The sequence below is a fragment of the Streptomyces sp. NPDC058663 genome (genome assembly GCF_042716745.1).
Lineage (GTDB): Bacteria > Actinomycetota > Actinomycetes > Streptomycetales > Streptomycetaceae > Streptomyces.
The window spans coordinates 1-11256 of the sequence record NZ_JBHXRV010000097.1 but is presented as its reverse complement, the minus strand read 5'-3'; the positions used below and the strand labels follow the sequence as shown (position 1 = coordinate 11256).

General features: G+C 71.7%; 12 protein-coding genes. 4 read left to right on the top strand and 8 right to left on the bottom strand.

Going from position 1 to position 11256, the window contains the following annotated elements; all coding sequences use genetic code 11:
* Positions 1-42: 42 nt before the first annotated feature.
* The 7 genes from truB to rimP form a co-directional block, all read right to left on the bottom strand.
* Positions 43-948 carry a tRNA pseudouridine(55) synthase TruB gene (truB, locus tag ACFWVV_RS37305; RefSeq protein WP_384356062.1) on the bottom strand — a complete coding sequence of 302 codons (906 nt, stop codon included), beginning with the start codon at positions 946-948 and terminating at the stop codon, positions 43-45.
* The gene (gene rbfA / locus ACFWVV_RS37300; RefSeq protein WP_384356060.1) at positions 945-1394 is read right to left on the bottom strand and encodes a 30S ribosome-binding factor RbfA; all 450 of its coding nucleotides are present in this window, start codon (positions 1392-1394) and stop codon (positions 945-947) included. Before rbfA ends, truB begins: the two co-directional genes overlap by 4 nt.
* 38 nt (positions 1395-1432) lie before the next feature.
* Positions 1433-1726, bottom strand: coding sequence for a DUF503 domain-containing protein (locus ACFWVV_RS37295; RefSeq protein ID WP_384356058.1), 294 nt, complete (start codon positions 1724-1726; stop codon positions 1433-1435).
* A gap of 179 nt (positions 1727-1905) precedes the next feature.
* Complete coding sequence (infB, locus tag ACFWVV_RS37290; RefSeq protein WP_384356056.1) at positions 1906-5061, bottom strand: translation initiation factor IF-2; 3156 nt, start codon at positions 5059-5061, stop codon at positions 1906-1908.
* A gap of 155 nt (positions 5062-5216) precedes the next feature.
* Positions 5217-5507 (bottom strand): YlxR family protein, encoded by a 291-nt coding sequence (locus ACFWVV_RS37285; protein WP_384356054.1) that lies wholly within the window; start codon positions 5505-5507, stop codon positions 5217-5219.
* 120 nt (positions 5508-5627) lie between these two features.
* The gene (gene nusA, locus ACFWVV_RS37280) at positions 5628-6671 is read right to left on the bottom strand and encodes a transcription termination factor NusA (protein ID WP_384356052.1); all 1044 of its coding nucleotides are present in this window, start codon (positions 6669-6671) and stop codon (positions 5628-5630) included.
* Between the two features lie 2 nt (positions 6672-6673).
* A complete protein-coding gene (gene rimP / locus ACFWVV_RS37275) occupies positions 6674-7195 on the bottom strand; it encodes a ribosome maturation factor RimP (protein ID WP_384356050.1) in 522 nt (173 codons plus the stop codon).
* Between the two features lie 153 nt (positions 7196-7348).
* Here rimP and ACFWVV_RS37270 point away from each other — a divergent pair, with 153 nt between their 5' ends.
* The 3 genes from ACFWVV_RS37270 to ACFWVV_RS37260 are packed head-to-tail and all read left to right on the top strand — an operon-like array spanning position 7349 to position 9277.
* Positions 7349-7846: a hypothetical protein gene (locus tag ACFWVV_RS37270; protein WP_384356048.1), complete on the top strand. Its 498-nt coding sequence runs from the start codon at positions 7349-7351 to the stop codon at positions 7844-7846.
* On the top strand, positions 7843-8277 hold the full coding sequence (locus ACFWVV_RS37265; RefSeq protein WP_384356046.1) for a ferritin-like domain-containing protein: 435 nt from the start codon (positions 7843-7845) through the stop codon (positions 8275-8277). Before ACFWVV_RS37270 ends, ACFWVV_RS37265 begins: the two co-directional genes overlap by 4 nt.
* Before the next feature lie 31 nt (positions 8278-8308).
* Positions 8309-9277: an aminoglycoside phosphotransferase family protein gene (locus tag ACFWVV_RS37260; RefSeq protein ID WP_384356044.1), complete on the top strand. Its 969-nt coding sequence runs from the start codon at positions 8309-8311 to the stop codon at positions 9275-9277.
* 128 nt (positions 9278-9405) lie between these two features.
* Here the strand turns inward: ACFWVV_RS37260 and ACFWVV_RS37255 are convergent, their stop codons facing one another.
* Positions 9406-10341, bottom strand: coding sequence for an NAD(P)-dependent oxidoreductase (locus tag ACFWVV_RS37255; protein ID WP_384356122.1), 936 nt, complete (start codon positions 10339-10341; stop codon positions 9406-9408).
* A gap of 105 nt (positions 10342-10446) precedes the next feature.
* Between ACFWVV_RS37255 and ACFWVV_RS37250 the strand changes: the two genes are divergently transcribed.
* Positions 10447-11046 carry a TetR/AcrR family transcriptional regulator gene (locus tag ACFWVV_RS37250; RefSeq protein WP_384356042.1) on the top strand — a complete coding sequence of 200 codons (600 nt, stop codon included), beginning with the start codon at positions 10447-10449 and terminating at the stop codon, positions 11044-11046.
* Positions 11047-11256: the final 210 nt, after the last annotated feature.

Below are 11256 nucleotides of genomic sequence, written 5' to 3'. Positions count from 1 at the left end.
GGCCCGGGGCGTGGTCGCCCCTGGCCCGGCCGCCGGGTGGTGTCAGCCGAAGACCGCCAGGCTCTTCGCCTTGCCGCGCTGGTCCTCGACCAGCGCGAGGAACGTCCCGTCGGGCCCGTAGACCGCGACCGGGCTCCGCTCGTGCGCGGGCATGTCGATCCGTACGCCGTTCATGATCAGGGCGGCGCGCTTCTCGTCCACGTCCCAGCGCGGGAAGGCGGCCGCCGCCGCGTCCGCGATCGGCATGACGGCCAGTTCCTCCTGGTGCTGGTCCAGGGTGCGGGCCGCGTCGATGCCGTAGGGGCCGACCCGGGTGCGGCGCAGTGCCGTGAGGTGGCCGCCGACGCCGAGTCCTGCGCCGAGGTCGCGGGCGAGGGCGCGGATGTACGTACCGGACGAGCAGACCACCGAGACCACCAGGTCCACGACCGCCGTGCCGTCCTCCGCGACCGCGGGCCGCACGTCGTACACCTGGAAGGAGGAGACGGTCACCGGGCGGGCCGGGATCTCGAAGTCCTCGCCCTCGCGGGCCCGCTTGTACGAGCGCTTGCCGTCGATCTTGATGGCGCTGACCTTGGAGGGCACCTGCATGATGTCGCCGGACAGCTTCGCGACGCCTGCGTCGATGCCCTCGCGGGTGACCGCGGAGGCGTCGGTGGACGTGATGAGGTCACCCTCGGCGTCGTCGGTCAGGGTGTCCTGGCCGAGCCGGATGGTGCCCAGGTACTCCTTCTCGGTCAGCGCGAGGTGACCGAGCAGCTTGGTGGCCTTCTCGACGCCGAGGACGAGGACGCCGGTGGCCATCGGGTCGAGCGTGCCGGCGTGGCCGACGCGGCGGGTCCTGGCGATCCCGCGCATCTTGGCGACGACGTCGTGCGAAGTGAAGCCGGACGGCTTGTCGACGATGACAAGTCCGTCCGGCGTTTTGCTCACTGCTGCGTTGCTCATGCGGTGGCGTCGTCCTCGTCGTCGTCACCGGGCTTCTTGTACGGGTCGGCGTCGCCGGCGAACGTGGCGCCCGAGGACACCTCGCGCACCGAGGCGTCGGAGGCCCGTGCCCTGTTCAGCAGGTCCTCGATCGTCTTGGCGTTCTCCGGGAGCGCGTCCGCGACGAACGTCAGGGTCGGCGTGAACTTGGTGCCCGCCGCCGCCCCGACCGCGGAACGCAGGATGCCCTTGGCACTCTGCAGTCCGGCTGCCGCGCTGGCCCGGTCCTCGTCGTCGCCGTACACCGTGTAGAAGACCGTGGCCTCCCGCAGGTCGCCGGTGACGCGGGTGTCCGTGATGGTCACGTGCGTTCCCAGGCGCGGGTCCTTGATACCGCGCAGCAGCTTCTGGGCGACCACCTCCTGAATGAGGTCCGCCAGCTTCTTCGCCCGAGCGTTGTCGGCCACTGGTCCTTCTCCTTGTGTATTACGTTTTTCCGCTTGTTTCAGTCTTCGTCACTGTGCAGCCGCCGTCGTACCGACAGCAACTCCACCTCGGGCCGGGCGGCGACCATGCGCTCGCACCGGTCCAGTACCTCTGCGAGGTGCCCCGTGTCGCCCGCCACCACCGCGACGCCGATCTCGGCCCGGCGATGGAGGTCCTGGTCTCCCACCTCCGCGACGCTGACCGCGAACTTGCGGTGCAGCTCGGCGACGATCGGCCGGACGACGGAGCGTTTCTCCTTCAGCGACCGTACGTCGCCGAGCAGGAGGTCGAAGGACAGAGTCCCCACATACATGTGTGTCCGGATGTCCCGCCGGTTCGGGTTCATGTGCCGCTGCCACTGCTTGGCAGGGACACCAGAACCGTACACGCAACGGCCGGGGCCGCTCGACGGAAATAATCTCCGCCGAGCGGCCCCGACCACTGCCGGCATCAGGGGCTGTGCCCCGGGTGCACGGTGTCGCTACGCAGCTCCTAGCCGCGCGGCTTCTCCCGCATCTCGTACGTCGCGATGACGTCGTCGATCTTGATGTCGTTGAAGTTGCCGAGGTTGATACCGCCCTCGAACCCTTCGCGGATCTCGGTGACGTCGTCCTTGAAGCGGCGCAGACCCTGGATGTTGAGGTCCTCGGCGATGACCTTGCCGTCGCGGACGAGGCGCGCCTTGGTGTTGCGCTTGACCTCGCCCGAGCGGATGAGGACACCGGCGATGTTGCCGAGCTTGGACGAGCGGAAGATCTCGCGGATCTCCGCGGTACCGAGCTCGACCTCCTCGTACTCCGGCTTGAGCATGCCCTTGAGCGCTGCTTCGATCTCCTCGATGGCCTGGTAGATCACCGAGTAGTAGCGGACGTCGACGCCCTCGCGCTCGGCCATCTGCTGAGCACGGCCGGCCGCACGGACGTTGAATCCGATGACGATGGCGTCGGAACCCGTCGCCAGGTCGATGTCGGACTCGGTGACCGCACCCACACCACGGTGCAGGACGCGGATGTCGACCTCGTCGGAGACGTCGAGCTGGAGCAGCGAGGACTCGAGAGCCTCCACCGAACCGGACGCGTCACCCTTGATGATGATGTTGAGGTCCTGCACCAGCCCGGCCTTGAGGGCCTCGTCCAGGTTCTCCAGGGAGAACCGGACGCCACGGCGGGCGAACGCCGCGTTCCGCTCACGAGCGGCACGCTTCTCGGCGATCTGACGGGCCGTGCGGTCCTCGTCGACGACGAGGAAGTTGTCGCCGGCGCCGGGGACGTTGGTGAGACCCAGCACCAGGACGGGGGTCGAGGGACCCGCTTCCTGCACGTTGTTGCCGTGGTCGTCGAGCATGGCCCGGACCCGGCCGTACGCGTCACCAGCGACCATCGTGTCGCCGACGCGGAGGGTACCGCGCTGGACGAGGACGGTGGCGACGGCGCCGCGGCCCTTGTCGAGGTGGGCCTCGATCGCGATGCCCTGTGCGTCCATCTCCGCGTTCGCCCGGAGGTCGAGCGACGCGTCCGCGGTCAGGACCACGGCCTCCAGCAGGGCGTCGATGTTGAGCTCCTGCTTGGCGGAGATGTCGACGAACATCGTGTCGCCGCCGTACTCCTCGGCCACCAGACCGAACTCGGTGAGCTGACCGCGCACCTTGGTCGGGTCGGCGCCCTCGACGTCGATCTTGTTGACCGCGACCACGATCGGCACGTCGGCCGCCTTGGCGTGGTTCAGCGCCTCGATCGTCTGCGGCATCACACCGTCGTTGGCCGCGACCACGAGGATCGCGATGTCGGTGGACTTCGCACCACGGGCACGCATGGCGGTGAACGCCTCGTGACCGGGGGTGTCGATGAAGGTGATGGCGCGCTCTTCACCGTTGACCTCGGTGGCGACCTGGTACGCACCGATGTGCTGCGTGATGCCACCGGCCTCGCCCGCAACGACGTTCGTCTTGCGGATCGCGTCCAGCAGGCGGGTCTTGCCGTGGTCGACGTGACCCATGACGGTCACGACCGGCGGACGGGAGACGAGCATGTCCTCGCCGCCCTCGTCCTCGCCGAACTCGATGTCGAAGGACTCGAGAAGCTCGCGGTCCTCCTCCTCCGGGCTGACGATCTCGAGGATGAAGTTCATCTCGTCCGCGAGCAGCTTGAGCGTCTCGTCGGAAACGGACTGCGTGGCAGTGACCATCTCGCCGAGGTTCATCATCACGCCGACGAGCGACGCCGGGTTGGCGTTGATCTTCTCGGCGAAGTCGGTGAGCGAGGCACCGCGCGACAGGCGGACGGTCTGTCCGTTGCCGCGAGGCAGCATCACGCCGCCCACGGACGGGGCCTGCATGGCCTCGTACTCCTGGCGCCTCTGACGCTTCGACTTGCGACCGCGGCGCGCGGGACCGCCGGGGCGGCCGAAGGCGCCCTGCGTGCCACCACGTGCGTTGGGACCACCGGGGCGACCTGCGAAGCCGGGACGGCCACCGCCGCCGGGACGGCCTGCGAAACCGCCGCCACCGCCACCGGGACCGGCCGGACGGCCTGCGAAGCCGCCACCGCCGCCACCGGGACGACCGGCGAAGCCGCCGCCGCCACCACCGGGACGACCGCCGCCGCCACCGGGACGGCCTGCGCCGCCCGTGCCGGGACCGCGACCGCCGCCGCCGGGACCGCCACCAGGACGGGGACCGGCAGCCGGACGCTGCGGCATCATGCCCGGGTTCGGGCGGTTACCGGAGGGAGCACCACCCGGACGCGGGGCGCCGCCCTGCGGGCGGGGCATGCCACCGGGGCTCGGACGGCCTGCGCCGCCCTGGCCGCCCTGCGGACGCGGAGCGCCGCCGGGGCCGCCCTGCGGGCGCGGGGCGCCTCCGGGGGCACCGGCACCGCCGGGACGCGGGGCGCCACCCGGACGGGGCGCCTGCGGGCGCGCCATGCCGGTGGTACCGCCGGAGGTGAAGGGGTTGTTGCCGGGGCGGGGACCCGAGGGACGGGCACCGCCGGGACGCGGGGCGCCCTGGCCGGCCGGACGCGCGGGGCGGTCGCCGCCACGCTCGCCACCGCGGTTGTCGCGCTGGCCGCCCTGCGGGCCGCCGTCACGCTGGGCCGGGGCCGGACGAGCCGGACGCGGGCCGGGCGTGGCACCGGCGGGACGCGGGGCCTGCGGCGCTGCCGGGGCAGCGCTCTGGGCCGGTGCGTTCTGAGCCGGCTCGGGTGCGGAGAACTCGGCCTGCGGCACCGGGGTGACCGGGGCCGGCTTGGCCGCCGCGGGCTTGGGACCCGGACGCGGGCCGGCGGCAGCCGGGGTCGCGGCGGGGGCCGTGGGCTCGCTCTTGGGGGCCTCGGCGGCGGCCGGCTTGGGGGCCGGTGCGCCGGGCTTGGGGGCGCCGGGGCGGGGAGCCGCCGACGTCGCGGGGGTGGCCGCGGACGGTGCCGCGGGCTTGGCAGGCGTCGCCTTGCGGGGCGCGCCGGGCTTCGCTGCGGACTTGCCGGCGTTGCCGCCGGGGCCTTGCAGTGCGTCAGTCAACTTGCGTACAACCGGCGCCTCGATCGTCGAGGACGCCGAACGGACGAATTCACCAAGTTCTTGGAGCTTGGCCATGACGACCTTGCTCTCAACACCGAACTCCTTGGCGAGTTCGTATACCCGGACCTTAGCCACTTCGCTCCTTTTAGGTCCGGGTTGAACGCCGGACCGTCGCTACTTCATGGGCGTACTCATCGCGTACTCATCGAGTGCTCATCGCAATCTCGACCTACTTCCAACTCGCGAGGTACCTGACCGCACGGGGACCCGTGCCGTTCGTGTGGTGCGTCTTACGGTGTCGCCTGCTCGACGTACCGCGCCACGTATTTCTCCAGTGGCGCCGTATCGAGCGGTCCCTGGCCCCGAAAGGCCCGGGGGAACGCCCGGCGGCGGACCGCCAGGTCGTAACAGGCAGAGGCGGGGTGCACGTATGCACCCCGGCCGGGCAGCGTACCGCGAGGATCGGGGACACACTCACCCTCGATCATCACGATGCGCAGCAGTTCGCTCTTGGCCGCTCGCCCCCGGCAACCCACACAGGTTCGCTCAGGGCATGCGCCGGTATGCGTTTGGCCAGACACGACTAAGTCTACCTCCCCGCACCGACCTCACCCCTTTGGGGCAAGAATCGAAAACCTGTTGGTCCAAAAAGTGATGTGGCCCGGCTCTCAGCCGGGCTCACTTCACCGCACGCGGCTCACTCAGCCGCGGTCGCCCCGCGCGTCCCGGTCGTCACGCCGGTACTCGCCGCGCTCCTCGCCCTCGACGATCACCTCGGTGTCGGGGCGGATGTCGATGCGCCAGCCCGTGAGGCGGGCGGCCAGGCGGGCGTTCTGCCCCTCCTTGCCGATGGCGAGCGAGAGCTGGTAGTCCGGCACGGTCACCCGGGCGGAGCGCGTCGACATGTCGACGACCTCGACCTTGGAGACCCGGGCCGGGGAGAGCGCGTTGGCGACCATCTCGGCCGGGTCGTCGGACCAGTCGACGATGTCGATCTTCTCGCCGTGCAGCTCCGCCATGACATTGCGCACACGGCTGCCCATCGGGCCGATGCAGGCGCCCTTGGGGTTGATGCCGGAGCGGGTCGAGCGGACCGCGATCTTGGTGCGGTGACCGGCCTCGCGGGCGATGGCCTCGATGACCACCGAACCGTCGGCGATCTCCGGGACCTCCAGCGCGAAGAGCTTCCTGACCAGGTTCGGGTGGGTGCGCGAGAGCGTCACCGACGGGCCGCGGACGCCCTTGGCGACCCGGACGACGAAGGTGCGCAGGCGCAGACCGTGCGTGTACTCCTCGCCGGGGACCTGCTCCTGCACCGGCAGGATGGCCTCCAGCTTGCCGATGTCGACCAGTACGTTCTTCGGGTCCTTGCCCTGCTGGACCACTCCGACCACGACGTCGCCCTCGATGCCTGCGTACTCGCCGAAGGTCTGGTCGTCCTCGGCGTCGCGCAGCCGTTGCAGGATGACCTGCTTGGCGGTGCTGGCGGCGATCCGGCCGAAGTCCGAGGGAGTGTCGTCGAACTCCTTGGGCTCCTGGCCCTCTTCGAGGTCCGCCGGGTCCTCCTTCGCCCACACCGTGATCGAGCCGCTCTCGCGGTCGAGCTTCACACGGGCACGGCGGAAGCTGCCTTCGGTGCGGTGGTAGGCGATGAGGAGGGCCTGCTCGATCGCCTCGACCAGCAGGTCGAAGGAGATCTCCTTCTCCCGTACCAGACCCCGCAGGGCGCTCATGTCGATATCCACGGCTACGCCTCCTCTTCCTTCTCGTCGTTCGTGTCGTTCGTGTCTTCGTTCCTGCGGTTGAACTCGACCTCGACGCGGGCCTTCGCGATGTCCGCGAACTCCACCCGGCGAGCGGTGGGCTTGCGCCCCTTCACGCCCGGTACTTCGAGGTCGAGCCCGTCCTCGTCCACGACGAGGATGCGGGCGATCAATTCGGCGCCGTCGGTCAGCGTGAGCTTCGCGAGGCGGCCGGTGGCCCGTACGTAGTGGCGGTGCTCGGTGAGCGGGCGGTCCGCGCCCGGGGAGCTGACTTCGAGGACGTACTCCTCGTCACCCATCGCGTCGCTCTCGTCGAGCTTGTCGGAGACGAGGCGGCTGATCTCGGCGCACGCGTCGAGCTCCACGCCGTCCTCGGAGTCCACGACGATCCTCAGCATGCGGCGCCTGCCTGCCTTGGAGATCTCGATCTCCTCGAGGTCCAGGTCCTTGGCGGCGACCAGCGGTTCCAGCAGTTCGCGCAGCCTGTCGCTCTGGGTGGTGCTCATCCGGGTGACTCCTCGGCCGCGTGTGCTGTTGTCTGTTTCGTCGCGTGTCAGGTCAAAGGGTATCCGGTCCCGGGGGGTGTTGCCGTCCGTCCGCCCGTTGCCGCGGGTACGCTCGCCTGCGGTGATCAACCGGGGACCGAGGGAGACGGACAGTTGCGCACGCCCACCACTCGCAGACGTGCGCTGGCCTGGAGCGGGGCCGCCGCCGCGGGCCTGCTGGCCGGCTGCTCGGACGGTTCCGGTGCCTCCGGTTCCGCCGGTACGCAGACGAACGACGCCGCCCGGCGGGCAGCCCTGCGGCTGCGCGAGAACGCCACGCGCACGAGCCTGGATCTGCTCGCCCACTACGACGCCCTGCTGAAGAAGCACCCCGGCCAGGCGGACCGGCTGAAGCCGCTGCGCGGCGAGGTGGCCCGGCAGGCGAAGGTGCTGCGGGGCAAGGGCCGGGCGGTCGCGGGCAACGCGCCGGTGACCGTCGCCGCCGATCCCGCGGCCGCGCTGGGGGAGCTGGCCGCCGCCGAGCGGCGGGCCTCCGACGCCCATCTGGCCGCTCTGCCGGGGGCCACCCCCGAACTGGCCCGGCTGCTGGCCTCGGTGGCCGCCGCGGGTGCCGGTCACGTGTTCCTGCTCGACGAGGGGACGCGCAAGTGAACCTGGAAGCCGTACAGCGGGCGCTCGCCGCCGAACACGCCGCCGTCTACGGGTACGGAGTGGTGGGCGGCCGGGTCGGCGCACAGCGCAGGGCCGAGGCCGAGCAGGCCTACGACGCGCACCGCGCGCGGCGGGACGCGCTGGCCAGGACGGTGCACGACCTGGGCGGGAAACCGGTGGTCGCGGAGGCGGCGTACGCGCTGCCGTTCGCGGTGCCCGACGCCGCCGCCGCGGTGAAGCTCGCCGCCGTGCTGGAGGACCGGATCGCCGGGGCGTACGCGGACCTGGTGCGCGCCGCGGACGGTCCGCTGCGCCGCGAGGCGGCCGGGGCGCTGGGCGAGGCGGCGGTGCGGGCGGTTCGCTGGCGGGGCAGCAGCGTAGCCTTTCCTGGGCTCGCCGAACTGACCACTTCGGAACGCGAAGGCGTGTGAGCCCTACGAATCGAAGGAGTACCCCCCACCGATGGCTTTCGAACCGCCGCAGCGCCTCGTACGGGCGCTGGGCGAGGCGTACGGGGAACAGACCGCCGCCGACTGGCTCGGGCGACTGCCGCAGCTGACCCAGGAGGCGCTCGCCGCGCGGGAGTTGACCTGCGAGCGCGTGCAGGCTCCGGGTGGCCGGAGCTCGCTGGTGGTGCTCGTACGGTGCGCCGACGGCGGCCAGCGGGCACTGAAGCTGGCCCCCGGGGCGGCGCGTCCCGAGCGGGAGCGGGCGGCCCTCGCGCACTGGAACGGGTGGGGTGCGGTCCAGCTGGCGGACACGGCAACCGGCGCCGGGGCGCCGGAGGAGCGCGCGGCGGACGGTCCGGGGTCCCCCGGGGGCCGCGCAGTGGACGCGCCGGGCGACGGGGTACTGCTCCTGGAGCGGCTGCACTGCGAGGTGTCGCTGCGCTCGCTCCCCGAGGCGAAGGCGCTGCTGGAGGCGTCCGGAGTCGTCCGCAAGCTGTGGGTGGAGCCCCCGCCGGAGCACCCCTTCGAGACGGTCGAGGAGCGCACCGCCCGGCAGGCGGAGCCGATGCGCGAGGCCCCCGGGGAGTACTCCGCGCTGGTCGGCGCTGCCCTCGCCGCCCGCGCCGAACTGATCGCGGGAACCCCCGAACTCCTGCTGCTGCACGGCAACTTCCGTCAGGGCAAGGTGCTCGCGGGCGACCGTACCCAGTGGCTGGCGGTCGGCCCCGACCCGCTGGCCGGCGAGCGGGCCTACGACCTGGCGCGGCTGGTCCGCGACCGGATCGACGACCAGATCGCCACCGCCGCGGGCGCACCGGCGACCCGCCGCCGGATCAACCGCCTGGCCGACTCGCTGGACGTGGACCGGGAGCGGCTGCACGGCTGGACCCTGTTCCGTGCGGTGGAGTCGGGGGTGCGGGCGATGGCGGCGGGGAGGCGGCAGGACGGCGAGATGCTGCTGGAGTTCGCGAGCTGGCTGTAGGACGCGGTTGGCTGGCTGGAGGACGCGGGTGACGGGTATGGGCGGGGTGCGGGTGGGCGGGGTGCGGGTGGGCGGGGTGCGGGTGCACCCCGCCCTTGCGTGTGGCCGTGGTGCGGGCGGGGGCGCGGTCAGGCGCCCTTGGCGAGGACGTCGACCAGGCTGGTGAGGCTGTCGTCGGAGTGGCCCGCCGCCGCGCCGCGGCGGAAGAGCTCCAGGACCGCGGCGGGAAGCGCCGTGTCGACGCCCGCGGCTCGGGCGGTGTGCACGACGTGGTCGATGCTGGCGACGCCCATGGAGACCCGCTCGACATCGCCGACGATCTCGCCCGCGTCGATGCGGGGCGTGTAGAAGGCGAAGAAGTCCGGCATGGTGCCCATGACGTCGGTGGCGTACGGCAGGAGGTCCTCGGCGGTGATGCCGTTGGCCCGGGCGACGGCGAGAGCGTGCAGCCAGCTGGTCAGGCCGGTCCAGAACATGTCCATCTGGAGCTGGTAGTACAGCGCGCCCAGCCCCGGGTCCTCCCCCTTGTAGTCGGCACGGGTGAGGACTTCGAGGGTCTGCCGGTGTTCCTCGAAGGCGGCCTTCGGGCCGCTGTAGTACGTGTACATCTCGGGGTCGCCGATCCCCGAGGGCGGGGAGCCCACACCGCCGGTCAGGTGCTGGGCGCCGTGCGAGGCGGCCCACGCGGCGGCCTCGCGGGCGCGGTCGGGGGTGTCGGAGCTGAGGTTGACCAGAACGCGGCCGGGGAGGGCGGCGGTGGCGGGCTCCAGGAGGGCGTACATGGCGTCGTAGTCGGTGAGGCTGAGAACGGTCAGCTCATTGGCTGCGAGGGCCTGTTCGACGCTGTCGGCGCGGGTGGCGCCGCGGGCGACGAGGGCGTCGGCGCGGGCGGGGGTGCGGTTGAAGACGGTGACGCGGTAGCCGGCGTCGAGGTAGGCGGAGGCCATGGCGCGGCCCATGGGGCCCAGGCCGATGACGGTGACGGACTTCTGCGTGTTCATAGGGGTGTCCTTTCGGGCGCATTCGCTCGCTAGAACGAACGCTCTATCTGGTGGGCTGAGCAGAACGTAGCATGACCTAGAACGAACGCTCTACCTAGTTGCCGAGCGAGTTTGGAACGATCGCTCTATCCAGGCTGAAAAGAACGCTCTACTCGGTACGATCGACGGGTGAAGAAGAGCCCAGAACCCCAGCAGTCCGACACCCTCGGCACCCGGGAGCGCATCGTCCGGACGACGTCACGGCTGATGCAGCGCCAGGGCTATCAGGGCACGGGCATCAAGCAGATCGCCCGCGAGGCGCAGGCCACGCTCGGCTCCGTTTACCACTTCTTCCCGGGCGGGAAGCAGGAGTTGGGCACGGTCGCGGTACGGCAGGGGGACGCGGAATTCGCGGACATCCTGGAGAAGATGCTCGCCGCAGAGGACGATCCGGCGACGGCCATTCTCGTCCTGACGAAGATGCTCGGTGAGGGCCTGGCGGAGTCGGACTGGCTGGACGGGTGTCCGGTGACCTCGACGGTCGTCGGCACGGCGGTGGACTCCCCCGGCATCCAGGAAGCGGCCGCGGAGGCGTTCGCGCACTGGCGGACGCTGATGGCCGAGGCACTGCTGCGTGCGGGCTTCGAGGAGCGGGACGCGCGGGAGCTCGCCTGGACGGTCATCAGTGCGCTGGAGGGGGCGGAGATGGCGGCGCAGGTGGGGCGGAGCACGGAGCCGTTGGATGCGGTGGGGAGGCATCTGGCGCGGCTGATCCGGTCGTATCGCTGAGGGGGTGCGGCGGGCCGGGCCGGGGGTCGGTCGGGGGTCGGTCGGGCCCCGGGGGGCGGGGGTCGGGCGGGCGAAACCCGGGGGGGCGGGGCTGCGGCTGGGCGGGACCGAGGGTTCGGCTCCGCCGGGGGGGGCCGCCCCCTTGCCCGCCCGTTCCGCCCCCGGGGGGCGGCCCCGCCGCCCAAGGGGGCGGGGGGTAAGGGGTGTGGG

Coding starts and splice junctions, on each gene's coding strand:
- truB (WP_384356062.1), bottom strand. CDS start 948: ATGAGCAACGCAGCAGTGAGCAAAACGCCGGACGGACTTGTCATCGTC.
- ACFWVV_RS37295 (WP_384356058.1), bottom strand. CDS start 1,726: ATGTATGTGGGGACTCTGTCCTTCGACCTCCTGCTCGGCGACGTACGG.
- rimP (WP_384356050.1), bottom strand. CDS start 7,195: ATGAGCACCACCCAGAGCGACAGGCTGCGCGAACTGCTGGAACCGCTG.
- ACFWVV_RS37260 (WP_384356044.1), top strand. CDS start 8,309: ATGGCTTTCGAACCGCCGCAGCGCCTCGTACGGGCGCTGGGCGAGGCG.